This is a genomic window from Nocardiopsis dassonvillei, from assembly GCF_964273065.1.
Taxonomy (GTDB): domain Bacteria; phylum Actinomycetota; class Actinomycetes; order Streptosporangiales; family Streptosporangiaceae; genus Nocardiopsis; species Nocardiopsis dassonvillei_B.
Map to the genome: position 1 here is coordinate 110,233 of NZ_OZ186815.1, position 24,956 is coordinate 135,188.

Genomic DNA, 24,956 nt, shown 5'->3' on the forward strand with positions numbered 1-24,956 from the left:
TTTCATTGCCTTCTGTGGTGGGCGCGCCCTCGCTCCGGCCGGACGCGCCCGGCCGCCCCCGCGGTACGCCCCCGAACCCGGAGAGGAACCCCCGACCATGAGCACGCGCAGCCCGCACCGCGCCGGGCCGCCGGCACCCCCGTCCCGGGCCCCGCGCCAGGCGCCGTCCCGCGGCCGCCGCGGGTTCCCCGCCTCCCTCCTCCTGGCGCTCGCGCTCGTGGCCGTCGTCCTGGCCTCGACCGCCACCGGGGCGGTCGACCTGAGCCCGCTGGACGCCGCCCGGCTGCTGCTGGGGCACCTCGTCCCGGGCATGCCCTGGATGACCGACGGCACCTACACCGTCCTCCAGGACCAGGCGGTGTGGGGTTTCCGGCTCCCCCGGGCCCTGCTCGCCGCCCTGGCCGGCGCCTCCCTGGCCCTGGCCGGGGCGCTCATGCAGGCCGTCGTGCACAACCCGCTCGCCGAGCCCTACATCCTGGGCGTCTCCTCCGGTGCGGGCGTCGGCGCGGTCCTGGTCGTGGTGGGCGGCGCCGTCGGCGGGCTGTCGCTCTCGACGGCGGCCTTCGCCGGGGCCGCCGGGGCCACCGCGGCCGTCTACCTCCTCGCCCGCAGGAACGGCCGCATCGCCCCGCAGCGGCTCATCCTCGCCGGGGTCGCGCTCGGCGCCCTGTTCAGCGCCGTCACCAGCTACCTCACCCTGACCACCGAGGCGCAGAACGTCTTCAGCGTCATGTTCTTCCTGCTCGGCTCGGTGTCGGCCGCCACCATGGGCTCCCTGCTCGCACCCGCCCTGGCGCTGCTGGTCGCGCTGGCCGTCGTCGGCGCCAACGTCCGCGGGATCAACGCCCTGCTCGCGGGCGACGAGGCCGCCGCCTCCCTGGGCGTCTCCGTGGACCGGCTGCGCACCGTCCTGCTGCTGGTCTCCGCCCTGCTGGTGGGCGCCGTCGTGTCGGTCAGCGGCAGCATCGGCTTCGTCGGCCTGATCATCCCGCACATCGCCCGCATCCTCGTGGGCACCGACCACCGGGTCATGCTCCCGGTGAGCGTGCTCGGGGGCGCCGTCTTCCTCGCCGCCGCCGACCTGATGGCCCGCACCGTCGCCGCCCCGGTCGAGATCCCCCTGGGCATCCTCACCGCCGTGGTGGGCGCCCCCTTCTTCCTGTGGCTGCTGCGGCGCGACCGCGCCTCGACCGTGGGGATGGACCGATGAGGGTCGCACTGGAAGGGGTCTCCGTCGCCCGCGGGAGCCGGACCGTCGTCCACGACGTCTCCCTGGAGGCGGCCTCCGGGTCGGTCCTGGGGGTCCTGGGCACCAACGGCAGCGGCAAGTCCACCCTGCTGCGCACCGTGTGCCGGGTGCTGCAGCCCAGCACCGGGCGCGTGCTGCTCGACGGCGACGACCTGCGCGACCTGCGCCCGCGCGAGGTCGCCCGCCGGGTCGCCGTGGTCGCCCAGGACTCCCACGAGGACTTCGGCATCACCGCGCTGGAGTCCGTCCTGCTCGGCCGCACCCCCCACCACCGCGGGTTCTCCCCCGACACCCCCGAGGACCTGGACATCGCCCGGGAGGCGATGGAGCGGGTGGGCGTGCTCGACCTGGCCCGGCGCCAGGTCGCGGAGCTGTCCGGCGGGGAGCGCCAGCGGGTCCTGCTGGCCCGGGCGATCACCCAGCGGGCCCGGGTGCTCGTGCTGGACGAGCCCACCAACCACCTGGACATCGCCCACCGGCTCGAACTCATGGACCTCATCGGCGAGCTCGGCCTGACCACCCTCATCGCCCTGCACGACCTCGACCTGGCCCTGGCCCACTGCGACCGGGTCGCCCTGCTCGTCGGGGGCCGCCTGGAGAGGAGCGGCACCCCCGCCGAGGTCCTCACCCCCGACGTGCTGCGCGACCGCTTCCGCGTCGACGCCGACATCGTCCGGGGCCCCCGCCGTCCGCACCTGCTCCTGCACGGTGTGGCCCGCCCCAGCACCCCCCGCACCCCCTCCCGCACCCTCACCGAAGGAACCAGATGAACCACCCGTCCGCCCCCCGCCGCTCCCTGACCGCACTCGCCCTCACCGGCGCCGCCGCCCTGGCGCTGAGCGCCTGCGGGACCCCGGTGGCCCCCGAGCCCGCAGCCGAGGGCGAGGCAGCCCAGGGGTACCCCGTCACCGTCGAGAACTGCGGGACCGAGCTGACGTTCCGGGCCGCCCCCGAGAGCGCCGTCGGCCTGAGCCCCTCCCAGACCGAGCTCCTCGTCGAACTGGGGCTGGCGGACCGCCTCGTCGGACAGGCCCAGGTCGCCCACCACGAGCTCGACGAGCACGTCACCGCGCAGATCGCCGACGTCCCCGTGCTCAGCGAGGAGGCCCCGCCCGCCCGCGAGGACCTCCTCAACGTCGCCCCCGACTTCGTCTACTCGCCCACCGGGTACGAGTTCACCGCGGAACAGGGCTTCGCCAGCATCGAGCAGCTCGCCGAGGCGGGCGCGAACGCCTACACCGCCACCGGCGGCTGCTTCGACCGGCGGGCCGTCGGCACGGTCGACGACCTCTTCACCGACATCGAGAACCTCGGCCTGATCTTCTCCGTCACCGAACGCGCCGCAGAGCTCGCCGACCAGGGGCGCGAGCGCCTGGAGGCGGTCGCCGACACCCTCGAGGGGGCCGAACGGCCGGGGGTCGCCCAGCTCTACGTCGAGGGCACCACGGTCTCCGCGATCGGCGGCGGCGTGGAGTACGACATCATCGACCGCGCCGGCGGCGACAACGTCTTCGACCGCGACGACCCCGCCTTCGCGGACTTCTTCGCCGCCGTCATCACGCCCGAGGAGGTCACCTCGCGCGACCCCGAGGTCATCGTGTTCTCCGTCAACGACGCCGAGCACGAGGCCGCCACCCGCGCGCACCTGGCCGCGACCTTCCCCGACGTGGCGGCCGTCGCCGAGGACCGGCTCGTCGCGGTCCCGAACTCGGACCTGTTCCCCGGCACCCTGGGCAACATCGACGCGGTCGAGCGGATCGCCGCCGAGCTGCACCCCGACCTGTTCTGACCGGCCCCGCCCACCGGCCGACGCCCCCGAACCGCCGACGAGAGGCCCAGCGATGTACCTGAACAGCGGGATCCGGCCGTTCCTGGCCCCCGTGCGCGGCGGGGTCGCCGCCACCGCCCTGGCCGCCGTGGCCGCGGCCGGCTTCTCCATCGGGGTGGCCTTCGGCCTGGCCGCCGTGACCGGGGCCCTGCTGCGCTGGGAGGACGGCGGGGCGCCGGCGGTGGCGGGCGCCCTGGCCGCCACCGCCGCCTGCGCCGCCGGGCGCGGGGCCTGCCTGTGGGTCCGCGACCAGCTGGCGACCGCCACCGCGGCCCGCGTCAAACGGGCGGTCCGGGCCCGGGTGATGGACAAGATCTATGAGTTGGGTCCCGGCCACACCTGGCCGCGGGGCCGCGGCGGGGTGCAGCCGACCGCGGTGGACGGGGTCGAGCACCTCCAGGGCTACATCGGGTTCTACCTCCCCCAGCTGTTCGTGTCGTGGGCGGTCCCGGCCGGGCTGCTGGCCGTGCTCGTGGCGGTGTCCCCGCCGGTGGCCGCGGTGGTGCTGGTGTGCGTGCTCACGGTCCCCTTCGCCCAGCGCCTGTGGCGGCTGGTCCTGCGGAACCGGGCCCGGGACCACTGGGACCGGTTCGAGGCGTTCGCCGACCGGGTCGGCGACACCGTCCGCGGCCTGCCGACCCTGGTGGCGCTGGGCGCCGCAGAGCGGCGGCGCGCCCACCTGGCCGCGGCGGCCGAGGAGCTGCGCGCGGCCACGACCGCGAACATGCGGGCCTCGCTGGGCGTGTCCGCGGTCATGGCGGGGGCGATGTCCGTCGGGACGGCCGGGGCCACCCTCACCGCGGCCCTGGAGGCCTCCCGCGGAGTCCTGCCCCCGGAGTCGTTGCTGCTGGTGCTGTTCCTGTCCGCCGAGTGCTTCCGCCCCCAGCAGGAGCTGAGCGGGTACTGGCACGAGGGGTTCCACGGCATCGCCGCCGTCGGTGCCATCAGCCGGCTGCTGGAGACGGAGCCGCCGGTCCGCGACAGGCCCGGGGCGGTACCCGTGGACTGGACGGGACCGCCCGCCGTGGCCTTCGAGAACGTGGACTTCACCTTCCCGGGGGCGGCGGAGCCCGCCCTGCGCGACGTGTCGTTCACCGTCCCGGCCGGGGCCGTGCTCGCGGTCGTCGGCGCCTCCGGGGCGGGCAAGACCACCCTGGGGCGGCTGCTGCTGCGCGACATGGACCCCGACTCCGGGCGGATCCTGCTCCAGGGGCGCGACGTGGCCGACCTGTCGCTGGCCGGGCTGCGCCGCGCCACGGCCCGGGTCGCCCAGGACGTGGTCCTGCTGTCGGGGACGATCCGGGAGAACATCGCACTGGCGGCGGGTCCCGCCGGGCCGCGGGCGGACGCCCGGGTCGCCTCGGCCGTCCGGCGGGCCGGGGTGGACGACGTGGCCGCGCACCTGGACGGGGGGCTCGACTCCGGTGTCGGCGAGGGCGGTCGCCTGCTCTCGGGCGGTCAGCGCCAGCGCGTCGCCCTGGCCCGGGCCCTGGCCGCGGACGCCCGGTTGCTGCTCCTGGACGAGGCCACCAGCGCCCTGGACGCGGAGAACGAGGCGCTCATCACCGGGTTCCTGCGCGACGGGCGCGGGGAGCGCACCATGGTCGTCATCGCGCACCGGCTCTCCACGGTCGCGCACGCCGACCTGGTCCTGGTCCTGGACGGGGGCGGGGTGGCGGAGTTCGGGCCGCCCGGGGAGCTGGCCCGGCGGGGCGGGCACTGGGCGCGGCTGGTCGACGCCCAGCGCGCGGGGATCGGGGGAGTGCGATGAGCGGCGCGGGGATCCCGGTGCCCGGGGCGGAGGCCGCGCCCGGGGCCGGGCTGGCCACCTGGCCGGGGATGTGGGCGGCCCTGGAGGACGACCGGGGCGTGTACCTGTTGGCCGTCGCGTTCAACACCCTGTCGCTGCTGGCCCAGGCGGGCGCCGCCCTGGGCGGGGTGTGGGCCGTCGTCACGGTGCTGGGCGGCGGCGGTCCGGCGGACCTGGCGGGCCCGGCGGCCGCGACGCTGGCGGCCGTCGCCCTGCGGTCGGCCGCCTCCTGGCTGGAGAGCTGGCTCTCCCACGACCTGAGCTTCCGGATGCTGGCCCGGGTGCGGCTGCGGGTGTACGACGCGCTGGCCCGGCTCGCGCCCGCCGGGCTCTCCCGCCGCCGGTCCGGAGACCTGCTCACCTCCGCACTGTCCGACGCCGAGGCGCTGGAGATCTTCTACGCGCACTCCTCCGTCTACACGCTCACCGCCTGGGCGGCCACCCCGCTGCTGTGGGGCGCCCTGGCCGCGGTGAGCCCTCCCGCCGCCCTGGCCACGGCCCCGGTGCTGGCCCTGTCCGTCGCCGTCACCCTGGTCGCCCGGCGGTGGGCGCGCCCCCAGGGGGAGCGCATCCGCACCGCCCTGGCGGACCTGGGCGGGGAGGTCGCCGAGAACACCGGCGCCGTCCGCGAGATCGTCGGCCACGGGCTGGTGCCCAACCGGTCCGAGCGGCTGGCGGCACTGGACGACCGGCTGCTCACCGCCCAGTTCCGCAACGCCCGCCGGTCCGGGGCGGAGACCGCCGTGCTGGGCGCCGTGGCCCTGCTGGCGGCGGTCGCCACCGCCGCGGCCGCCGCCTGGCAGCTGGACCGCGGGACGCTCGCCGCCGGGGCGGTGCCCTTCGCGATCGTGCTGGCCACCATGGCGACCGCCCCGATCCTGCAGTGGGCGGCGATGACCCGCCACTACGGCACCACCGGCGAGGCCGCGGCGCGCATCGGGGCGCTGCTGGCCGCGCGGCCGCCCGTCGCCTCCCACGGGGACCTGGCCGGACCGCCCGAGGAGGGCGGACGGGTGCACGCCGAGGGGGTCGTCTTCCGGTGGAGCGACGTCGACCCGCAGGCCTCCGCCCGCCCGGCCGTACGGGACCTGACCGTGCGCGTCCGGTCCGGGGAGCACATCGCGGTCGCAGGCCGCTCGGGGTCGGGCAAGTCCACGTTCGCGCAGGTCCTGGCCCGGAGCGTGGACCCCTCGGGGGGCGGCGTCGAGGTCTGCGGGGCGCCCCTGCCCGGGTACACCCGCCGGGCGCTGCCGGGGGTGGTGTCGCTGCTGCCCCAGGACGTGGCCCTGTTCCGGGAGACGGTGCGCGACAACCTGCTGCTGGCCACCGACGGCGATCCCGGCGACGCCGAGCTGTGGCGGGTGCTGCGGCAGGCCCGTGTGGACGACGTCGTCCGGCGGCTGCCGCGGGGCCTGGACACGGTGCTCGCCGACAACGGCCGGTCCCTGTCCGGCGGCGAGCGCCAGCGGCTGGCCCTGGCCCGGACCCTGCTGAACCCGGCGCGGGTGCTGATCCTGGACGAGGCGGTCAGCCAGCTCGACGCGGTCGGCGAACACGACGTCCAGGAGGCGATCACCGCGGCCCGGGCGGGGCGTACCACGATCACCGTCGCGCACCGCCTGAGCACGCTGGTGCACGCCGAGCGGATCATCGTGCTGGACGCGGGCACGCCGGTGGGCGAGGGCACCCACGACGAGCTGCTCCGGGACTGCCCGGCCTACCGGCGCCTGGTCGCGCCCCAGCTGGACGCCCCGGGGTGAGGGGAGCGCCGGGTCCGGTTCCCCGGACCCGGACGCCGCTGGACCGGGGGCGGACCGCGGCCGGGCGGGCCGCCGGCGGAGCCCGGGAACGGGGCGCTTCGCCCCTCCGCGCTGTGGGGCCGTGGCCGGGCGGGCTCCCGCCCGTTCCCCGTCCTCTCCGTCGGCCGCAGCGGCCACGGGGCCCGGCGGGGCGGCCGTGGGGTCGGGCCACCGGGGGCCCGGCCGGGGGCGGTGCGACCCGGTTGGGCACAATGCCCCTATGGGTGGAACCGACGTGACCACGTCCGTGCTCTGGTCCGCGCTGGCCGGGCCTCCAGGCCTGGACGAAGGGGTGTCCTACCGGGGTGCCGGGGCGGTGCTGCCCGCCCGGCTCCCGGTGCGGGAGCTGGCCCGCGCCTCGGTGGGGGTGTGCTCGCTGGCCGCCGCGGAGCTGCTGGCCGCGCGGGGCGGCGGCGACGTGCGGCCGGTGGAGGTGGACGAGGGCGCGGTGGCCACCGCGTTCGTCAGCGAACGCCACCTGCGGGTGGACGGCCGCCCCATGGTGCCCTTCGCGCCGCTGTCCGGGTTCTGGCGCACCGCCGACGGCTGGGTGCGCACCCACGCCAACTACCCCCACCACCGGCGGCGCCTGCTCGCCGCCCTGGGACTGGGGGAGGACACCGATGCCGAGGGGCTGGGCCGGGAACTGGCCGGGCGGCGGGCCCGGCAGGTGCAGGAGGCCGTGTACGCAGCCGGGGGGCTGGCGGTGGCCGTGGCCGACCACCCCGACCCCACCCGGCCGCCCCTGGTGGAGCAGCGGCTCATGTGGGGTCCCGCCGAACGCGTCCTGGGGCCCGCCGACCTGCCTGCGGCCGGGGTGCGGGTGCTGGACCTGACCCGGGTGATCGCGGGCCCGGTCGCCACGCGCACGCTCGCCCTGCTGGGCGCCGACGTGCTGCGGGTCGACACCCCCGCACTGCCCGAGGACCGCGACACCCACATCGACACCGCACCCGGCAAGCGCTCCACCCTGCTGGACCTGGGTGCGCCCCAGGACCGGGCGGTGTTCGAGGAGCTGCTGGCCTCGGCGGACGTGGTGGTCACGGGGTACCGCCCCGGGGTCCTGGACCGGTACGGGCTGTCCGCCGAGGACCTGGCCGAACGCCGCCCCGGTGTGGTCACCGCGTCCCTGTGCGCCTGGGGCTGGTCCGGCCCCCGGGCCGGGCGGCGGGGGTTCGACAGCCTGGTGCAGGCCGGGGTCGGCATCGCCGCCGCCGAGGCGGGGGAGGACGGCGCCCCCGGCGCGCTGCCCGCCCAGGCCCTGGACCACGGGACCGGCTACCTGCTGGCCGCCGCCGTGCTGCGCGCCCTCACCGACCGGGCCGCCGACGGCCTCGGCCGCGACCTGCGCCTGTCCCTGGCCGGGACCGCCGGGCTGCTGCTGCACGGCATCGAGCCCGCACCCGTGCCCGGGGGCGACCACGACCCCGAGCGGTGGCTGGCCACCGCGGACTCCCCGTACGGGGAGCTGCGGTACGCCCGTTCCCCGATCGGCTACGCCGGGGCGCCCACCGACTGGGCGACCCCGCCCACCCGGTGGGGGTCGGACCTCCCGGCCTGGCGCTGACGGACCCGCGCGGGTGCGGGAACCGCCGGTCCCGCACCCGCCCCGGGGGTCAGAGCCGGTGTTCCAGCATCGCCGCCGCGATGGCCACCTGTTCGGGTTCCAGGACGTCGTCGCCGTCCTCCACCTGCCACAGGGCGTTCTGGAGGACACGCCCCAGGGTCCACCCCGCGGCGCGGGAGCGGTCCAGCCCCAGCCGCTCGGTGAGCAGGTCGAACCGGCGCAGCACCGCGCGCGGCACGTCGCCGGTGGCCTCTACCTCCTTCCACCGGTTGTCCAGGGCCGGGAGCAGGTCGAACCCCGGGTCGCCGGCCAGCGGCTCCGGGTCGATGGCCAACCACGGCTCCCGGTCGGCGGCCAGCACGTTGTCGTAGTGCAGGTCCCAGTGCAGCAGCCGGTCGCCGGGGGCGTCGAGGAGGTCGGAGACCACGGCGGCGCAGGTGGCCACGAGCGCGCGTTCCTCCTCGCGGCGCAGCCGCGGAGCGGCCCCGGGAGCCTGGGACACCATCGCGGCGGCGACGTCGGCGAGGGTGCGCATCCCGGCCGGGGCGGGGACGGCGGTCAGCCGGGCCAGCAGGTCGGCCAGGATCTCCATGGCCCGGCCGTCGTCGGGCACCGAGGACAGCGGCCGGTCGGTGTGCAGCCGTTCCAGCAGCAGGCCGCCGGTGGCCGGGTCGTGGTCCAGCAGGCGGACGGCGCCGTCGCCGTTCCAGGCGCGCAGGCCCGGGGCCGTGCCGGCGCTCTCCTCGGTGGCCGGCTGGACCTTGAGCGCGGCCGCGGTGCCGTCGGCGCGCACCACCGGCAGGACCAGCCCCGCCATGCCGTTGCGGGCGGGGCCGTCGGGGCGCAGCGACCACCGGTCCAGGAGGCCGCGGACGAGGGCGGGCAGGGCGCCGAGCCAGGCGCGGCCGCCCGGCGTGGATCCGTGGGAGGCGGTCAGCGCCTCGGGGACGTCGATGTGCGGGAATACGGACACGGGTGGGTTCTCCTTCGCGATGGGTGGTCCTGGGGTCGCGAAGGAGGAGGCGGTGCCCGGATGCGCCCGGGCCGGGGTCAACGCATGCCCGCATCGTACTGCCCGGTGCGGGCGGCGGGGAACGTCCGGGAGGGCCGATAACCTACGGCTGGAGAAGACCGAGGAGTCGCCGTGCCCCCGCTGCATCCCGAGCTGCGCCGTGTCCGCTTCCTGCCCGCCCCGCCGGTCACTCCGCGGACCGCCGGGGTCATGCGCTGGCTCACGTCCCGGATGCGGTCCCGGGCCGTGCACGCGGACGTCGCCGTGGAGCACCGCACCGTGCCCGGCCCCGCCGGGGCGCCGCCGGTGGAGGCCTGGGTCTACCGGCCCGCCGGGCTCGCCGGCCCCGCGCCGGCGCTGCTGTGGATCCACGGCGGCGGGCACCTCATCGGCCACCCCGTCCAGGACGAGAGGGGCAGCGTCGCGTTCGCCCGCGACCTGGGCATCACGGTGGTCGCCGTCCGCTACCGGCTGGCGCCCCGCCACCGGGCCCCCGCGGGGCTCGAGGACTGCTACGCCGCCCTGTCCTGGATGGCCGGGGAGGCCGACGGCCCGGGCGTCGACCCGGCGCGCATCGCGGTCGGCGGGGCCAGTGCCGGCGGCGGGCTGGCCGCCGCGCTGGCGCTGCTGTGCCACGACCGGGGCGGTCCGGTCCCGGCGTTCCAGCTGCTGGTCTACCCGATGCTGGACGACCGCACGGTGCTGCGCACCGACGTCGACACCGAGAACATGTACCTGTGGTCGCCCTCGGCCAACCGGTACGCCTGGGAGGCCCTGCTGGGCCGCGCGCCCGGCGGCGGGGGCGTGTCGCCCTACGCCGCGCCCGCGCGCCGCGGGGACCTGTCCGGGCTGCCCCCGGCGTGGATCGGTGTGGGCACCAACGACCTGTTCCACGACGAGGACGTCGCCTACGCCCGCCGCCTGGAGGAGGCGGGGGTGCCGTGCGCGCTGAGCATCGTGCCGGGTGCCTTCCACGGGTTCGAGATCCCCTTCGCGGACACCGGGGTGGTCCGGGACTTCCGCCACGCGCAGACCGAGGCGCTGCGCGCCGCGCTCTTCCCCGGGCGCCCCGGGGCCGGCGGCCGCTGAGGCGCCGACGGCCCCGGTCGGGGCGGCGGTGCCGCGGAGGAGCGCCATGGCCCCGGGACCCGTGCCGTGTCGGCGCCCGCGGGCGGAGCCTCGGAGGAGCAGGCCGACGCCGGCCGCGGACCGTCCGGGACCCGAACCGGTGCGGACCGGATGCGGCGCCCCTGTGGCGCGTCCGGGGCACCGGTGCCCCGGACCGGCTCACCCGCGCCCCACCCGCACCTACGGGCCCGGGCTGTACGCGGAGGACGTGCACAGGGTGTGCGGGCGGGCCCGGGAGCCGCCGCGGCCCGGCCGCCACGACCTGACCGGGGAGCCGGAGGCCCCGGCCGCCGAGGGCGTCCGCTCCTCCCACCCCGGCCAGGAGCGCGAGGCGCTGCGCGGGGCCGACCCCGCCGTCCGCAGGGGAGGTGGTGGCACTGGTGGGTGGGCGCGGGGCCGGGGAATCCACGCCGGCCGGGCCCATCTCGGCCCTGTACACCCCGGCGCGGGGCCCATCACCTGGAACGGGGTGGACGGCTCCGACATCCGAACCGGGCAGGTCCGCGCCCGGATCGGGCCCGTGGGCCGGGACCGCACCCGGATGCCGTTCACGGCGCTGCGCTGCATCACCCTGGGCGGGCCCCGGCGACCCGGCGGCACGGACGAGGTGGTCGCCGCCCTGGCCAAGGGGCTGGACACCACGCTGGACAGGAGGTTCGTGGGCGGCGCGGACCTGTCCGGCGGGCAGCGGCAGCGGACCGAGCCGGCCGGGGCCCGTACCCGCGGGCGGACCCGGTGATCGCCGACGAGCCCGCGGCGGCCCCGGGCGCCCCGCGCGCAGAAGCGGCTGTCCGACACGCTCCAGGCGGCGGCCGAGAACGCGCCGGTCCTGCTCATCACGCACCGTCCGGTGTCGGTGCGGCGGGCGGACACGATCGCCGTGCCCGGTGGGGGGAGGGTGGTGGAGCGGGGCGGCCACGAGGAGCCGACGGCGCGGGGCGGGCCGTACGCGGAGCCGTTCCGGATCCTGGCCGACGCCTACCGGGGGCCGGTCGAGCCCGAGGCGGGCCGAGGTGCGGGAGGGGCGCCGGGTCCGGCCCCGTGCCGGGCGCGGTGCCCCGCCGGCCGCCGCGCCGCGACCTTGACGGATGTCCCGCGGTGGGGTTACCGTCTCACTGATTGTTCGCTTTGAGAACAAATGTTCGCTATACGAACGAAAGGTCCTTCATGATCGCGCCACTGGACGAGGCGGTCGCCGAACTCGTCCACGACGGCGACACGGTCGCCCTGGAGGGGTTCACCCACCTCATCCCGGTCGAGGCCGGTCACGAGATCATCCGCCAGGGTCTGCGCGACCTCACCCTGGTCCGGATGACCCCCGACATCGTGTACGACCGGATGATCGGCGCCGGCTGCGCCCGCAAGCTCGTCTTCTCCTGGGGCGGCAACCCCGGGGTCGGATCCCTGCACCGGTTCCGCGACGCCGTCACCGCAGGCTGGCCCGCCCCCCTGGAGATCGAGGAGCACAGCCACGCCGGGATGGCCAACCGCTACCTCGCGGGCGCCTCCGGCCTGCCCTTCGCGATCCTGCGCGGGTACAGCGGAACCGACCTGGTCGGCCACAACCCCCACATCAGAACGGTCGTCTGCCCCTTCACCGGGCAGGAACTGGCCGCCGTCCCCGCCCTCAACCCCGACGTCACGGTCATCCACGCCCAGCGCGCCGACCGTGGGGGCAACGTCCAGCTGTGGGGCATCATCGGCATCCAGAAGGAGGCCGCCCTGGCCGCCGACCGGGTGCTGGTCACCGTGGAGGAGGTCGTCGACACCCTCGAACCCGTCCCCGGCCAGGTCGTCCTGCCCGCCCGCGTGGTCGACCGCGTCAGCGTCGTCCCCGGCGGCGCCGCCCCCTCCTACGCGCACGGCTACTACGAGCGCGACAACGAGGCCTACAAGTCCTGGGACGCCGTGGGGCGCGACCGCGAGGCCTTCACCCGCTGGCTGGCGGACCTGACCGCCGCCGCTCCCACCGCACCCGAGGTGAACCCGTGACGACCACCGCGACCTGGACCTCCGACGAGATCATGACCGTGGCCGCGGCCCGTGCCCTGGGCGACGGCATGTCCTGCTTCGTCGGTATCGGCCTGCCCAGCACCGCCGCCAACCTGGCCCGCCGCACCCACGCCCCCGGCCTGTGGATGATCTACGAGTCCGGCACCCTGGGCACCGTCCCCGCCCACCTGCCGCTGTCCATCGGCGACGGCGTGCTGGCCGAGAGCGCCGACGCGGTCGTCTCCGTGCCCGAGGTGTTCAACCTCTGGCTCCAGGCCGGGCGCATCGACGTCGGCTTCCTGGGCGCCGCCCAGATCGACCGGTACGCCAACATCAACACCACCGTCATCGGCGACTACACCGATCCCCAGGTGCGCCTGCCCGGAGCGGGCGGCGCCCCCGAGATCGCCGCCTCCTGCGGCGAGGTCGTCATCATCGTCCGCCACAGCACCCGCGCGTTCGTCGACCGGGTCGACTTCGTCACCTCCGTCGGCCACGGCGCCGGCCCCGGCGACCGCGAGCGCCTGGGCCTGCGCGGCCGGGGGCCCACCCGCGTCATCACCGACCTGGGCGTCCTGGAACCCGACCCCGACACCCGCGAGCTGGTCCTCACCGGCGTGCACCCGGGAGTGGACGCCGAGGAGGTCCGCGCCGCCACCGGCTGGGATCTGAAGGTCTCCGACGGCCTCGCCGTCACCCCCGAGCCCACCGCCGCCGAGCTGTCCGTGCTGCGGTCCCTGACCGGAACGGAGCGCCGATGACGACCGACGTCCACATCCTCGACGCCGTGCGCACGCCCTTCGGGCGCTACGGCGGCGCCCTGTCCGGTGTGCGCCCCGACGACCTGGCGGCCCACGTGGTCGGCGCCCTCATGGAGCGCACCCCCGCCCTCGCGGGGGAGGCCGTCGACGAGGTCGTCCTGGGCAACGCCAACGGCGCGGGGGAGGAGAACCGCAACGTCGCCCGCATGGCGGCGCTGCTGGCCGGGCTTCCCACCAGCGTTCCCGGCGTCACCGTCAACCGCCTGTGCGGGTCGGGCATGGAGGCGGCCGTCCAGGCCGCCCGCGCCGTCCAGACCGGCGACGCCCGCATCGCCCTGGCCGGGGGAGTGGAGTCCATGAGCCGCGCCCCCTGGGTGCTGGCCAAACCCGCCAGAGGCTTCCCCGCCGCCGACGCCGCCCTGCACTCCACCACCCTGGGCTGGCGCATGGTCAACCCGCGCATGCCCGCCCGCTGGACCGTGTCCCTGGGCGAGGCCACCGAGGGGCTCGCGGCCGCCCACGGCATCGACCGCGCCGACCAGGACGCCTTCGCCCTGGAGAGCCACACCCGGGCCGCCCGGGCCTGGGAACAGGGCGTGTTCGACGACGAGGTCGTCCAGGTGCCCGGCGCCGAGCTCGACCGCGACGAGTCCATCCGCGCCACCTCCGCCGACCGGCTCGCCGCGCTCGAGCCCGCCTTCCGGCCGGACGGCACCATCACGGCGGGCAACGCCTCCCCGCTCAACGACGGTGCCGCCGCACTGCTCATCGGTGACACCGCCGCCGCCGACGCCCTGGGCGTGCGGCCGCTGGCCCGCATCGCCGGGCGCGGTGCGGCCGGGGTCGACCCCGAGGTGTTCGGCATCGGCCCGGTCCGCGCAGCCGAGATCGCCCTGGACCGCGCCGGGATCGGCTGGGAGGACCTGTCGGTCGTGGAGCTGAACGAGGCCTTCGCCGCCCAGTCCCTGGCCTGCATCCGCTCCTGGAAGGAGCTGGACCCGGCCATCGTCAACCCGAACGGCGGCGCCACCGCCATCGGCCACCCCCTGGGCGCCTCCGGCGCGCGGATCCTGGGCACCCTGGCCCACGGGCTGCGCCGCCGGGGCGGCGGCTGGGGCCTGGCCGCGCTGTGCATCGGCGTCGGCCAGGGACTGGCCGTCGTCCTGCACGCGGACTGACCCGACCGCCGCACGACCACCGACCGACCGAACCGCCCACCCACCCCATGGAAGGCCCGTACCCATGACCGAAACCCTGCTGGCGGACGGCCGCTGGTCCGCGCGCATCCACACCGACGGGTGGCGGCCCGCGCCCGCCACCCGCACCGTCACCGCGCCCGCCACCGGCGAGGTCCTCGGCGAGATCGGCCTGGCCGCCGCCGACGACGTCGCCAGGGCCGCCGAGCGCGCCGACGCCGCCCGCCGTGACTGGGCCGCCCGCACCCCCGCCGAACGCGCCGCCGTGCTGCGCCGAGCCGGTGACCTGTTCGAGCGGCACGCCGCCGAGATCCAGGGCTGGATCGTCAGGGAGGCCGGCAGCGTCCCGCCCAAGGCCGCCATGGAGACCACCATCGCGGCGGCCGAGTGCCACGAGGCGGCCGCCCTGCCAACTCACCCGCACGGCGACGTCCTCACCTCCAACGAGGACCACTGGTCGTTCGCCCGCCGCCGCCCGGCCGGGGTGGTGAGCGTCATCGCCCCGTTCAACTTCCCTCTGGTCCTGGCGATCCGCTCGGTGGCCCCCGCCCTGGCCCTGGGCAACGCCGTCCTGCTCAAGCCCGACCCGCGCACCACCGTCTCCGGCGGGGTGTCCATCGTCCGCGTCTTCGAGGAGGCCGGGCTGCCCACCGGGGTGCTCCAGCTGCTGCCCGGCGGCGCCGACGTCGGCGAGGCCGTGGTGACCGCGCCGGCGGTGCGCGTGGTGTCCTTCACCGGCTCCACCCCGGCCGGTCGCAAGGTCGGCGAGGCGGCCGCCCGCCACCTCAAGCGCGCCCACCTGGAGCTGGGCGGCAACAACGCCCAGGTCGTGCTGCCCGGGGCCGACCTGGCCCGGGCCGTCTCCGCCGGGGCGATGGGGTCGTTCCTGCACCAGGGGCAGATCTGCATGAGCACCGGCCGCCACCTCGTCCACGAGTCCCTGTACGAGGAGTACGTGGCTGCCCTGGCCGAGAAGGCCGACCGCCTGCCCGTGGGCGACCCGGCCGCCGGGGCCGTCGCGCTGGGGCCGATCATCGACCGGGGCCAGCTGGAGCGGGTGGACGGCATCGTCCGCGCCACCGTCGAGGCGGGCGGCAGGGTCGCCGCCGGCGGCACCCACGAGGGGCTGTTCTACCGGCCCACCGTGCTGCGCGACCTCGCCCCGGACATGCCCGCCTGGCGGGAGGAGCTGTTCGGTCCGGTCGCCCCGGTGCTGTCGTTCTCCACCTCCGACGAGGCGGTCGCGCTGGTCGACGACTCCGAGTACGCGCTGTCGGTCGCCCTGCTGGGGGAGGTCGGCGAGGCCATGCGGATCGCCGACCGCATCGACACCGGCAAGCTGCACATCAACGAGCACACCGTCGCCGACGAGGCCAACGCGCCCTTCGGCGGGTGGCGAGACTCCGGCACCGGGTCCCGGTTCGGCGGGGCGCGGGCCAACATCGAGGCGTTCACCGAGACGCAGTGGCTCACCGTCCGGCCGGACATCCCCGAGTACCCGTTCTGACCGGCCGGCGCCGGCCCCGCCCGGGCACCGGGGCGGGGCCGGTGTCACCGGGGGCCGCTAGGGTCTGCCGCATGACCGACACACCGCTTTCCACGGACGTTCCCGCCTACCCCCCGGCCCTGGCGGCCCTGGCCGGGCACGGAGGCGGCTCGCGGCCCGACTTCGAGATGTACCCGTCCTTCGAGAACCCCGACGAGACCGCCCGGTGGTTCCGGCTGTGGACCGGTGACCCCGGGGCCGACGGAGGGGAGTTCCGCTTCTTCGGCGTGGAGGGGGCCGGCGGGTACGTCGGCCTGTGGCTCGTCCGCGAGGGCGCGCCGCTGGAGGCCCAGCCGGTGGTCTTCCTCGGATCGGAGGGGGAGACGGCGGTCCTGGCCGGGGACGTGGCCGGTTTCCTGTGGCTGCTGGCCCAGGGCGTGGGGCCGGTGGAGGCGATGGGCTGGGACGAGCCGTGCGAGCCGGACCCCGACCTGGTGCGGATCGCCGAGCGGCACGCCCCCGGGACCCGGCGCGACCCGCAGGAGATCCTCCGCCTCGCCCGGGAGGAGTTCCCCGGCTTCGACGACATGATCCAGGGCATGTGCCGCTAGGGTCTGTTTTTCGAGTGCCGTCCTGTTCCGCGGGGGGTGTGGGGCCGAAGGTTCCCGCCTTCCGGGGGCGCCGAACGCGGACCGGAGCGGAGCGGAGGTTCAAGAAACACAGCCCAGTCGTCGCGGCGTCAGGGGAGGGGCCCGGCGCGGCGGGCGGCCGCGACGGCCACTTCCTGGGCGTCCGGTGCGACCGGGCCCGGCGGGCTGCGGGGGCCGGGTGCGCGCTGCCCGGCCCCTCCGTGCCCGGGCAGCGGAATGTCGGGCGCCCCGCCCGGCCCCGGGGCGCCCCGGGGCCGGATCAGGTTCAGCGGGCGGCGATCTCCCTCAGGTCGGGCAGGCCCGCGGCCGCGTCGGGCTCGTAGACCCGGGCCAGCACCGAGAACAGCAGGGCCACCCCCAGGGCACCGGGGTCGGGGACCCCCGCGGCGCGCTCGCCCACATAGCTGGCGCGCCCGCGCCGGGGGGCCAGGTCCGCCGTGCCCCGCGCACCCCAGGCCGCGGCCTCGGCCGCCGCTGTGAAGGGGGCGTCCGCACCGTCGCGGGCGGCGGCGTCCAGGGCCCGGGAAGCGGGCGCGAGCGCGTCCACCAGGGTGCTGTCGCCGACCTCGGCGCCGCCCACCCGCTGGACCGCGGCCAGAGCGGCCGCGACGGCATCGGCGGCCGACCGCGCGTCGGGCGCGCCGTCCCCGTCCGGCCAGGACACCGTCGAGAGCTGTTGGAACAGCAGCCCGAAGAGGGGGCCGCTGGTGCCGCCCACGTCGTCCAGGAACGCCCGTGCCAGCGCCGACACGCCGCCGCCCCGGGCCCCGTTCAGTGATACGGCCCTGCGCACACCGCCCAGGAGGTTGTCGCCGAAGTCGCCGTCGCCGACGAGCCGGTCGAGCGCGGCGAGGTCGTCGCGGAACGCCGTGACGGCCTCGGCGAAGCCGTCCAGGACGGCCCGGCCGGACGGGGCGGCGGAGCCGTCGGGCTCCGGTGCCGCCGCCGTCCGCACCACGGCCGGCTCCGCGCCGCCCGCGCCCAGGGTCCGGGAGGGGAGCACCAGGGGGGTGTCGGCGGCCGCCGTCCACAGCCCGACCCACTCCGGCTCCATCCGGGTGAGGGTGAGGGAGAACCCGGCCATGTCCAGCGCCGCGGTGAAGGTCCCGGGCACGACCGCCAGGGGGTCGGCGCCGCGCGCCGCCAGCGCGTCGTACAGCAGCGATCCGATGGCGTGCAGCTCCAGGCCGGTGGTGGCGCCCAGGCCGTTGACGAGCGCCAGCACCCGCCCCCGCCCGGCGGGCAGCGCCGCGAGCAGGTCGTCGGCCATCCGCTCCACCAGCTCGTCGACGGGCAGGCGCGCGATGGTGCCGGTGCCGCGCTCGCCGTGGATCCCGACCCCGTACTCCAGGGTCCCCGGGTCCAGGGCGAAGGCCGGCTCCCCGGTCCCCGGAGCGGTCTGGGCCCGGGCGGCGACCGCCAGGCTGCGCGAGGCCGCCACGATCCGCGCGCCCAGCCCGGCGAGCTCCTCGAGCCCGGCGCCCTGGTCGGCGCGGGCGCCGAGCAGCTTCTCCAGGACGACGGTCGCCGCGGTGCCGCGGCGGCCGGTGGCGGTGTCCCCGCCGTCGGTGGCCAGGTCGTCGTCGACCAGGACGGTGGCGACGGGGACGCCGTCGTGGCGCAGGCGCTCGGCGGCGATCCCGAAGTTGATGACGTCACCGGTGTAGTTCTTGACGATGAGCAGGACGCCGCCGTCCTTGGCGACGGCCGTGCAGGCCGCGTGGATCTGGCGGTTGTGCGGGGAGGCGAAGACCTCGCCGGGGCAGACGGCGTCCAGGCCGCCGGGTCCCAGCAGGCCGGTGTGCAGCGGCTCGTGCCCCGAACCGCCGCCCGAGACCAGGGCGACGGTCCGGCCGGGCGCACTGGACAGGGCGCGCAGGAAGAGCGGGTCCCGGTGGACCTCGACGAGGCCGGGGTGGGCCAGGGCGAGGCCGCGCGCGGCGGTCGCCACCGGCTCGGCGGTCGGCAGGAAGTGGGTCATCGGCGGTGCTCCGTTCGAAGGTGTGCGGTGGCGGGCGGTCGTGTTCAGTGCCAGGGCAGCCGCGACCGCCGGGCCCAGTAGTCCTCGGCGGGTTCGGCCAGGGCGGCGAGCCGGTCCGGCAGGTCGGGGCCCAGGTCCAGGTCGGCGGCGCGGAGGTTGGCGGTGAGCTGGTCGACGGTGGCGGCCCCGGAGAGCACGGTGTCGGCCCAGGGGCGGGTGAGGACGACGGCGATCGCGACCGCGTCGCCCGTGGTACCCGTCTCGCGGGCGATCTCCGCCACCGGGCCCGGCACGGCCCCGGGCGCGGCCAGGCGGCCGTTGGCCACGGCCTCCTTGACGATCACCGTGCGGCCGTCGGCGTGCGCCTCGGCCAGAGCCCCGCCCGCCGAGGGCTCCAGCAGGTTGTAGGTGCTCTGGACGCTGTCGAACAGCGGCCGCCCGTCCACGGTGACCTCGAGGGCCGCGCGGATGGTGTCGGCCTGGCGGGGGCCGCTGGTGGACAGCCCCACGGTGACGCCCTCGGCGGCGAGCCGGGCCAGCTCCCCGTGCAGCGCGGTGTCGCCGAGCGCCGGGCTCTCGGGGGTCACCGAGTGGATCTGGTAGAGGCCGAGCCGGTCGCCGAGCAGGGCCCGGGTCTCGGCGAGCTGGCGGCGGTAGGCGGCGGTGCCGTGGTCCTTGACCTCGTGGACGTCCGCGTCGGTGCGCCAGCCGGCGGTGTAGGTGTAGCCCCACTTGCTGCCGACCACCGCGTCCGCCGCCCCGGGGCGGGCCGCCAGCCACCCGGCCAGGAACTCCTCCGCCCGGCCGTAGGAGCGGGCGGCGTCGAAGTAGCGCACGCCGCGGTCGTACGCGGCGTCCATCAGGGCGAAGGCCCGCTCCCGCAGGGCCTCGGGCGAGCGGACGGCGGGCAGGTCCGCGTCCCGCCCCAGGTTGATGTAGCCGGGGCGGCCGACGGCGGCCAGCCCCAGGCCGATGCGCGGGGACGGTGCGGTCCGTGGTGTCGGAGTCAAGAGGGGCCTTCCGGGCGGTGTTCGGCGGTCGCGTGCGGGCGGCGGTCCGCCCGCACCGGCCCCATCCTGGGGGATGCGGGCGCCGATTTCCACGAGCCCGGGCCCCTTCCCGCGATCCGGTGGTGAACGTCGCGGCGCCCAGCGGGATTCCGGGGTGCGGGGTGGCCTTTCGCACCGGATCTCCGGCGCGTGCAGGCCGTACCGCGGCGACCGGCGCTTGTAGGGTCCGAGGGGTACGGACGGATCGCGCGCCACGGCCCGCCGGGCGGCGATCGGTCGAGAGGATTCGGGTTCTCGGTCCAGGAGTGGACGAACATGGGCAACACGGCTCAGATCGGTGTCACCGGCCTCGCGGTGATGGGGCGCAACCTCGCCCGCAACTTCGCGCGCAACGGCTACACGGTGGCCGTGCACAACCGGACGGCGGCGCGCACCCGCGCACTGGTGGAGGAGTTCGGCGACGAGGGCGACTTCGTCGCCGCGGAGACCGCCGAGGAGTTCGTGGCGGCCCTGGAGCGGCCGCGGCGGATCGTCGTCATGGTCAAGGCCGGGGAGCCCACCGACGCGGTCATCGCCGAGTTCGCCCCGCTGCTGGAGCCCGGCGACATGATCGTCGACGGCGGCAACGCGCACTTCGCCGACACCCGGCGCCGCGAGCGCGAACTGCGCGGGCGCGGCATCCACTTCGTCGGCACCGGGGTCTCGGGCGGCGAGGAGGGCGCGCTGCACGGGCCGAGCATCATGCCCGGCGGATCGGTGGAGTCGTACGGGTCGCTGGGCCCCATGCTGGAGCGGATCGCCGCCAAGGCCGACGACGGCGCCCCCTGCGTCACCCACGTGGGCCCCGACGGCGCCGGGCACTTCGTGAAGATGGTGCACAACGGCATCGAGTACGCGGACATGGAGCTGATCGGCGAGGCCTACCAGCTGCTCCGCGACGTGGCCGGGTACACCCCGGAGCAGATCGCCGACGTGTTCCGGCGCTGGAACACCGGGCGCCTGGACTCCTACCTCATCGAGATCACCGCCGAGGTGCTGTCCCACGTGGACGCCGCCACCGGGAAGCCGTTCGTGGACGTGGTGCTGGACCGGGCCGAGCAGAAGGGCACCGGCCGCTGGACGGTGCAGACCGCCCTGGACCTGGGGGTCCCGGTGTCGGGCATCGCCGAGGCGGTGTTCGCCCGGTCGCTGTCGGGGCACGCCGGCCTGCGCGCCGCCTCCCGCGGGCTGGCGGGGCCGACCCCCGGGGTGTTGTCGCCGGACGAGGCCGCCGCGTTCGCCGACCGGGTGGAGCAGGCGCTGTACGCGTCCAAGATCGTGTCGTACACCCAGGGGTTCCACCAGATCGCCGCCGCGAGCGCGGAGTACGACTGGGGGATCGACGCGGGCGCGGTGGCGCGGATCTGGCGGGCGGGGTGCATCATCCGGGCCGCGTTCCTGGACCGGATCACCGCCGCCTACGAGGCCGACCCGGGCCTGGTGTCGCTGCTGTCGGACGGGGAGTTCGCCCGGGAGATCGGCCGGGCCCAGGACGACTGGCGGGCGGTCGTGTCCACCGCGGTCGCCCAGGGGGTGCCGGTGCCGGGCTTCGCCGCGGCGCTGGCGTACTACGACGGGGTGCGCGCGGACCGACTGCCCGCCGCGCTCACCCAGGCGCAGCGGGACTACTTCGGCGCGCACACCTACCGCCGCACCGACCGGGAGGGGGGTTTCCACACCCTCTGGGGCGGCGACCGCTCCGAGGTCGGGGCCTGAGGGCGGCCGGGTCCCGCGGCGCTACCCGGCCTCGTCCGCGGAACGCTGCTGCGGGGCCCGGTCGACGACCAGGCCCTCGGCGGAGACGCTGACCACCCCGTGGGTGGCGGCGGCGATCCCGACGGCGTCGCGCCGCTGCTCCTCGGTGACGGGGAGCACCGAGGACAGGGTCACCCGGCCCCCGTTGCTCTCGACGGTGACCGCCTCCTCGGGCAGGCCCAGCCGTTCGACCAGGTCCCCGCGGATCTTGGAACCGATGAGTCGGTCCGAAAGCGCGCTCTGGGTGGCACCGGCCATCGAGATCCCCTTCCTCTTCCGGCGGGCACGAACGTACGTCCCGCTCCGGACATCCTCCTGGTCACCGGCGGCCGGAGCCAAGGGTCCGCCCCCCGTGCCCCGGCGGGGACGGAGCTTCGTGGTTCTCTGGGGTATTTCGTCCCCACGCCCGACCGGTGACCGGCGCAGATTCGGTCCGGCTCTGGTGCTGCTTCCGGACGGGTCCATTGGGGCTTTCGTTCCCCCGCCCGCATAGGCTGCATTCCCCCGCCCCCCGGAGGTCCCATGGACGACCCCACCGCAGGCCCCGGCCCCCGGTCCGCCGACGGGCCGCCCTCGCGGTTCCCCGGGCTCCGCGAGGACGACCTGCGCCTGGTGGAGGGGCGGCCGCTGCCGGACGACGCGTGGCCGCGGGACCGGGCGGCCCAGCCGGAACTGCCCGGACTGGTACGGTACTCGCTCGCCCTGCCCGCCGCCGACCGGCGGCGGCTGCGGGAGCGCGCCCGATCCCTGCCCGCGGCGCCTCCGGTCCTGCCCCGGGAACCGAGCGTTTTCGAGCGGTGCCCGCCGGGTCCGGGCGGCCTGCTGGTGCGGATGCTCGCCCTGCGCAACCTGGGGCCGACCTCGGCGTCCAAGGTGATGTTCCTGCTGTCGGGGGTGTACAAGGCGGCCTCGACCATCGGCCTGGTGGGGCGCGGGACGCGGTCCCTGGACGCGGAGCTGCTGCGCGGGTTCGCCGCCGTGCTGGGCGTTCCGGTCGCCGTCCCGGCCGCGCTGGCGGGGACGGGCGTGACCGGACCCGACCCCGCGCCGGAGGTCCTGGACACCGCGGGGCTGCTGTGGGATGTGCGCCGCCTGGGCGCCGACGCGGTGCGGGGGCTGTTGCCGTGAGCGCGTTCGACGGGGATGTGCGGGCCCTGGCGGCACGCGTAGGCGCCGGGCCGGGGACCCCTCCGGTGCGCGCGGCCCCGGGTTCCGCCACATCGACCTGCCGATCGACGACATCGAGCTCGCCCCCGACCCCCGGGTGCCCTGGCCCGCCGACCGCGCGGAGCTCCACCGGTGGCGCTCCTGCTTCGGCCGCTGGCGGGGGCCGCGATGACCGACCGGCAAGAGTGGGACCGCGTCGCCGAGCCGCAGGCGGCCCGTCGGCGGGCGGGCCTAGCATGGCGGTATCGCAGCGGATCCGCCCGCAGAGAGGTGCGCACTCCATGTCGTTCGCAGATCTCCACCGGCCCGGCCGGCCGTTCGTCCTGCCCAACGCCTGGGACGTCGCCTCGGCCCGGCTGCTCGCCCGGCAGGACTTCCCGGCGATCGGGACCACCAGCCTGGGGGTCGCCGCCGCCCACGGCCTGGCCGACGCCTCCCGCAGCGCCGGGGAGGCCACCGCCCGCCTCGCCCGGGACCTGGCCGGCGCGCACCTGGGCCGGTACGTGACGGTCGACATCGAGGACGGCTTCTCCGACGACCCGGCGGCCGTCGCCGAGTTCGTCGCCGGTCTGGGCGTCGACGGGGTGAACATCGAGGACAGCACCCGCGGGGAGCTGATCGACCCCGAGGCGGCGGCCCGCAAGATCACCGCGATCAAGGAGGCCGCCCCGGCCGTCTTCGTCAACGCCCGCACCGACGTCCACTGGCTCGGCGGCACCGACCTCGGCGACTCGCTCGCGCGGCTGGCGGCCTACGCCGAGGCGGGCGCGGACGGCGTGTTCGCACCCGGGGTCGCCGACCCCGGCGACATCGAGGCCATCGCCGTCGAGATCGCCCTGCCCCTCAACGTCCTCGCCTCCCCGGCCCTGGACCGCCACCGGCTGGCAGAACTGGGGGTGGCCCGGATCAGCACCGGCTCCCTGCTCTACCGTGCCGCCCTCGACCGGGCCCTGGACACCGCCCTGGCCGTCCACGAGGGGCGCCGACCGCCCGAGGTCATCTCCTACGGGGACGTGCAGTCCCTCGCCGACGCACCGCCCGAGCAGCCCCGGCCAGGGGAAGCGCGGTGATCGCCGCGGGGACGGGGCCGTGCGGCCTCCGTCCGGCTGCGGCTCCTGCGGTGACCGGGACGCCGCCCGGCGGAGCACGGCCTCCGCTCAGGAGGGGCGCCGCAGGGCGGGGTCGGTGACGGTCAGCAGCAGCGCCGAGGCGGCCAGCGCGACGATGGTCCAGCCGATCAGGTGGAGCCCGGCGTCGGTGATCTGCGGCCCGAAGGCCGAGCCGATGACGCTCGAAGCCGTGATCGCCCCGACCTGGATCGCCGTGCGCGACATGCCGCTGACGGACCCCATGGTCCCCTCGGGCGCCTGCCCCTGGATCGCCACCTGGTTGGACACGGCCGAGAACCCCTGCGGGGGTCCGAAGAGCGCCATGACGACCAGGAGGAACCACACCGGTGCCGTGTCCGTGACGACGGTCAGGAGCAGGCCGCCCGCGACGGGGACGGCCGCCGCGGCGACCAGCGGGGCGCGGATGCCCCGGCTCCGGGCGACCAGGGCCGCCGCCGCCCCCGCCAGGACGACCGCGGGCACCTGCATCCACCCGGCCGTGTCGGCCGCGTACCCGGCGGCGGACTGCAGCCAGGGCGTCAACCCGTAGATCACGAGGTACACGCATGTGTGCACCAGGAACAGCCGTGCGTAGGTGCGCAGGAGCTCCGGGCGGGCGGCGAGCATGCGAAGGTCCAGGAACGGCAGCGGGTGCCGCCGCTCCCAGAGGAAGAGCCCCGCCGCCGCTGCCACGGCGACCGGCACGAGCAGGTGCCGGTCCGGGCCGAGTCCGAGGACGGCGGCCAGCGCCGACCCGGCCGCGACCGTGAACAGCAGGACGCCCGGGAGGTCGAGCGGCCGCCGGCCGTCGGCGCCCGCCGGCCGGACGTGGGTCCGGTCCGGGGGCAGCCACAGCAGCGCCGTCACCATCGCGACCACGGCGTAGGGCGCGTTCACGGCGAAGATCGACTGCCAGCCCAGGTACTCCACGAGCACCCCGCCCAGAACCGGGCCGACCGAGGCGCTGACCAGGCCCGAGACGGAGACCGCGGCGAACAGCGCCCTGGGCGCCTCCCGCCCCGAGGCCGCGGACCGGTTCCTGATCGACGTCATCACCGCCGGGTACACCCCGGACGTGCCGATCCCGATCACGACGCGGGAGACGAGTGCTCCGGCGAACGTCGGGAACGCGAGGGGGACCAGCCCGGCGACCGCGGTGACGGCCATCCCCAGGACGTAGACCCTCCTGGGGCCGTACAGGTCCACGAGTCTTCCCAGGACGGGCTGGGCGACCGCGCTCGCGAGGTAGATGCTCGCCACCAGCAGGACGACCTCCGAGGCGGAGGTGCCGGTCGCCTCGGCGATCGGCACGAGTGCGACGGCGATCATGGTGGTGTTGACGGAGTTCAGGGCGGGCCCCAGGACGACGGGCAGGGCGAAGCGCGGGGCGAAGCCCTCTGCGGGTGGAGAACCCATG

Annotated in this window: 21 protein-coding genes; 16 read left to right on the forward strand and 5 right to left on the reverse strand. The window is 76.6% G+C overall.

Going from position 1 to position 24,956, the window contains the following annotated elements; all coding sequences use genetic code 11:
* The first annotated feature begins 97 nt into the window (after positions 1-97).
* The 6 genes from ACSUPR_RS00540 to ACSUPR_RS00565 all read left to right on the forward strand — a co-directional run bounded on the left by ACSUPR_RS00540 (position 98) and on the right by ACSUPR_RS00565 (position 8,253).
* Positions 98-1,210 carry a FecCD family ABC transporter permease gene (locus tag ACSUPR_RS00540; protein ID WP_436888526.1) on the forward strand — a complete coding sequence of 371 codons (1,113 nt, stop codon included), beginning with the start codon at positions 98-100 and terminating at the stop codon, positions 1,208-1,210.
* Entirely contained in the window at positions 1,207-2,019 is an 813-nt protein-coding gene (locus ACSUPR_RS00545) for an ABC transporter ATP-binding protein (RefSeq protein ID WP_436888527.1), read from the forward strand. The genes ACSUPR_RS00540 and ACSUPR_RS00545 overlap by 4 nt, the downstream gene beginning before the upstream one ends.
* Complete coding sequence (locus tag ACSUPR_RS00550) at positions 2,016-3,038, forward strand: ABC transporter substrate-binding protein (protein ID WP_436888528.1); 1,023 nt, start codon at positions 2,016-2,018, stop codon at positions 3,036-3,038. The genes ACSUPR_RS00545 and ACSUPR_RS00550 overlap by 4 nt, the downstream gene beginning before the upstream one ends.
* Positions 3,039-3,090: 52 nt before the next feature.
* The gene (locus tag ACSUPR_RS00555; protein WP_436888530.1) at positions 3,091-4,848 is read left to right on the forward strand and encodes an ATP-binding cassette domain-containing protein; all 1,758 of its coding nucleotides are present in this window, start codon (positions 3,091-3,093) and stop codon (positions 4,846-4,848) included.
* Positions 4,845-6,647 (forward strand): ABC transporter ATP-binding protein, encoded by a 1,803-nt coding sequence (locus ACSUPR_RS00560; RefSeq protein WP_436888532.1) that lies wholly within the window; start codon positions 4,845-4,847, stop codon positions 6,645-6,647. The genes ACSUPR_RS00555 and ACSUPR_RS00560 overlap by 4 nt, the downstream gene beginning before the upstream one ends.
* A gap of 259 nt (positions 6,648-6,906) precedes the next feature.
* Positions 6,907-8,253 carry a CoA transferase gene (locus ACSUPR_RS00565; RefSeq protein WP_436888533.1) on the forward strand — a complete coding sequence of 449 codons (1,347 nt, stop codon included), beginning with the start codon at positions 6,907-6,909 and terminating at the stop codon, positions 8,251-8,253.
* A gap of 49 nt (positions 8,254-8,302) precedes the next feature.
* Here the strand turns inward: ACSUPR_RS00565 and ACSUPR_RS00570 are convergent, their stop codons facing one another.
* The gene (locus ACSUPR_RS00570) at positions 8,303-9,226 is read right to left on the reverse strand and encodes an aminoglycoside phosphotransferase family protein (protein ID WP_436888535.1); all 924 of its coding nucleotides are present in this window, start codon (positions 9,224-9,226) and stop codon (positions 8,303-8,305) included.
* A 171-nt stretch (positions 9,227-9,397) separates the two neighbouring features.
* Between ACSUPR_RS00570 and ACSUPR_RS00575 the strand changes: the two genes are divergently transcribed.
* From ACSUPR_RS00575 to ACSUPR_RS00605, 7 genes are all read left to right on the forward strand, one after another.
* On the forward strand, positions 9,398-10,354 hold the full coding sequence (locus tag ACSUPR_RS00575) for an alpha/beta hydrolase (protein WP_436888537.1): 957 nt from the start codon (positions 9,398-9,400) through the stop codon (positions 10,352-10,354).
* A gap of 247 nt (positions 10,355-10,601) precedes the next feature.
* The gene (locus ACSUPR_RS00580) at positions 10,602-11,132 is read left to right on the forward strand and encodes a hypothetical protein (protein WP_436888538.1); all 531 of its coding nucleotides are present in this window, start codon (positions 10,602-10,604) and stop codon (positions 11,130-11,132) included.
* 428 nt (positions 11,133-11,560) lie between these two features.
* Positions 11,561-12,385 carry a CoA transferase subunit A gene (locus ACSUPR_RS00585; RefSeq protein WP_436888540.1) on the forward strand — a complete coding sequence of 275 codons (825 nt, stop codon included), beginning with the start codon at positions 11,561-11,563 and terminating at the stop codon, positions 12,383-12,385.
* Between the two features lie 32 nt (positions 12,386-12,417).
* On the forward strand, positions 12,418-13,146 hold the full coding sequence (locus ACSUPR_RS00590; protein ID WP_436892185.1) for a CoA-transferase subunit beta: 729 nt from the start codon (positions 12,418-12,420) through the stop codon (positions 13,144-13,146).
* Positions 13,143-14,324 (forward strand): thiolase family protein, encoded by a 1,182-nt coding sequence (locus tag ACSUPR_RS00595; protein ID WP_436888542.1) that lies wholly within the window; start codon positions 13,143-13,145, stop codon positions 14,322-14,324. Before ACSUPR_RS00590 ends, ACSUPR_RS00595 begins: the two co-directional genes overlap by 4 nt.
* Positions 14,325-14,388: 64 nt before the next feature.
* The gene (locus ACSUPR_RS00600) at positions 14,389-15,849 is read left to right on the forward strand and encodes an aldehyde dehydrogenase family protein (RefSeq protein ID WP_436888544.1); all 1,461 of its coding nucleotides are present in this window, start codon (positions 14,389-14,391) and stop codon (positions 15,847-15,849) included.
* Between the two features lie 71 nt (positions 15,850-15,920).
* Positions 15,921-16,439, forward strand: a complete 519-nt coding sequence (locus tag ACSUPR_RS00605) for an SMI1/KNR4 family protein (RefSeq protein WP_436888545.1) — start codon at positions 15,921-15,923, stop codon at positions 16,437-16,439.
* 304 nt (positions 16,440-16,743) lie between these two features.
* On the opposite strand, the gene ACSUPR_RS00610 is transcribed toward ACSUPR_RS00605, so the two are convergent.
* Complete coding sequence (locus ACSUPR_RS00610) at positions 16,744-18,459, reverse strand: dihydroxyacetone kinase subunit DhaK (protein ID WP_436888546.1); 1,716 nt, start codon at positions 18,457-18,459, stop codon at positions 16,744-16,746.
* 44 nt (positions 18,460-18,503) lie between these two features.
* Positions 18,504-19,469 carry an aldo/keto reductase gene (locus ACSUPR_RS00615; protein WP_436888548.1) on the reverse strand — a complete coding sequence of 322 codons (966 nt, stop codon included), beginning with the start codon at positions 19,467-19,469 and terminating at the stop codon, positions 18,504-18,506.
* Positions 19,470-19,784: 315 nt separating this feature from the next.
* On the opposite strand from ACSUPR_RS00615, the gene gndA reads away from it, so the two are divergent.
* Positions 19,785-21,224 carry an NADP-dependent phosphogluconate dehydrogenase gene (gndA, locus tag ACSUPR_RS00620; protein WP_436888550.1) on the forward strand — a complete coding sequence of 480 codons (1,440 nt, stop codon included), beginning with the start codon at positions 19,785-19,787 and terminating at the stop codon, positions 21,222-21,224.
* Positions 21,225-21,245: 21 nt separating this feature from the next.
* Here gndA and ACSUPR_RS00625 read toward each other — a convergent pair whose 3' ends face one another.
* Positions 21,246-21,521 carry a BON domain-containing protein gene (locus ACSUPR_RS00625; protein ID WP_436888552.1) on the reverse strand — a complete coding sequence of 92 codons (276 nt, stop codon included), beginning with the start codon at positions 21,519-21,521 and terminating at the stop codon, positions 21,246-21,248.
* 264 nt (positions 21,522-21,785) lie between these two features.
* Here ACSUPR_RS00625 and ACSUPR_RS00630 point away from each other — a divergent pair, with 264 nt between their 5' ends.
* On the forward strand, positions 21,786-22,391 hold the full coding sequence (locus tag ACSUPR_RS00630) for a hypothetical protein (RefSeq protein WP_436888553.1): 606 nt from the start codon (positions 21,786-21,788) through the stop codon (positions 22,389-22,391).
* Positions 22,392-22,711: 320 nt separating this feature from the next.
* Positions 22,712-23,500: an isocitrate lyase/PEP mutase family protein gene (locus ACSUPR_RS00635; RefSeq protein WP_436888555.1), complete on the forward strand. Its 789-nt coding sequence runs from the start codon at positions 22,712-22,714 to the stop codon at positions 23,498-23,500.
* 87 nt (positions 23,501-23,587) lie between these two features.
* Here ACSUPR_RS00635 and ACSUPR_RS00640 read toward each other — a convergent pair whose 3' ends face one another.
* The gene (locus ACSUPR_RS00640) at positions 23,588-24,955 is read right to left on the reverse strand and encodes an MFS transporter (RefSeq protein WP_436888557.1); all 1,368 of its coding nucleotides are present in this window, start codon (positions 24,953-24,955) and stop codon (positions 23,588-23,590) included.
* Between the last annotated feature and the right edge of the window lies 1 nt (position 24,956).

Bases quoted from the DNA above. Each gene is read 5' to 3' on its own strand.
- ACSUPR_RS00565 (WP_436888533.1), top strand. From the start codon at position 6,907: ATGGGTGGAACCGACGTGACCACGTCCGTGCTCTGGTCCGCGCTGGCC.
- ACSUPR_RS00550 (WP_436888528.1), top strand. From the start codon at position 2,016: ATGAACCACCCGTCCGCCCCCCGCCGCTCCCTGACCGCACTCGCCCTC.
- ACSUPR_RS00555 (WP_436888530.1), top strand. From the start codon at position 3,091: ATGTACCTGAACAGCGGGATCCGGCCGTTCCTGGCCCCCGTGCGCGGC.
- ACSUPR_RS00590 (WP_436892185.1), top strand. From the start codon at position 12,418: ATGACCGTGGCCGCGGCCCGTGCCCTGGGCGACGGCATGTCCTGCTTC.
- gndA (WP_436888550.1), top strand. From the start codon at position 19,785: ATGGGCAACACGGCTCAGATCGGTGTCACCGGCCTCGCGGTGATGGGG.
- ACSUPR_RS00610 (WP_436888546.1), bottom strand. From the start codon at position 18,459: ATGACCCACTTCCTGCCGACCGCCGAGCCGGTGGCGACCGCCGCGCGC.
- ACSUPR_RS00595 (WP_436888542.1), top strand. From the start codon at position 13,143: ATGACGACCGACGTCCACATCCTCGACGCCGTGCGCACGCCCTTCGGG.
- ACSUPR_RS00540 (WP_436888526.1), top strand. From the start codon at position 98: ATGAGCACGCGCAGCCCGCACCGCGCCGGGCCGCCGGCACCCCCGTCC.
- ACSUPR_RS00635 (WP_436888555.1), top strand. From the start codon at position 22,712: ATGTCGTTCGCAGATCTCCACCGGCCCGGCCGGCCGTTCGTCCTGCCC.
- ACSUPR_RS00625 (WP_436888552.1), bottom strand. From the start codon at position 21,521: ATGGCCGGTGCCACCCAGAGCGCGCTTTCGGACCGACTCATCGGTTCC.
- ACSUPR_RS00630 (WP_436888553.1), top strand. From the start codon at position 21,786: ATGGACGACCCCACCGCAGGCCCCGGCCCCCGGTCCGCCGACGGGCCG.
- ACSUPR_RS00585 (WP_436888540.1), top strand. From the start codon at position 11,561: ATGATCGCGCCACTGGACGAGGCGGTCGCCGAACTCGTCCACGACGGC.
- ACSUPR_RS00560 (WP_436888532.1), top strand. From the start codon at position 4,845: ATGAGCGGCGCGGGGATCCCGGTGCCCGGGGCGGAGGCCGCGCCCGGG.
- ACSUPR_RS00600 (WP_436888544.1), top strand. From the start codon at position 14,389: ATGACCGAAACCCTGCTGGCGGACGGCCGCTGGTCCGCGCGCATCCAC.
- ACSUPR_RS00605 (WP_436888545.1), top strand. From the start codon at position 15,921: ATGACCGACACACCGCTTTCCACGGACGTTCCCGCCTACCCCCCGGCC.
- ACSUPR_RS00545 (WP_436888527.1), top strand. From the start codon at position 1,207: ATGAGGGTCGCACTGGAAGGGGTCTCCGTCGCCCGCGGGAGCCGGACC.
- ACSUPR_RS00640 (WP_436888557.1), bottom strand. From the start codon at position 24,955: ATGGGTTCTCCACCCGCAGAGGGCTTCGCCCCGCGCTTCGCCCTGCCC.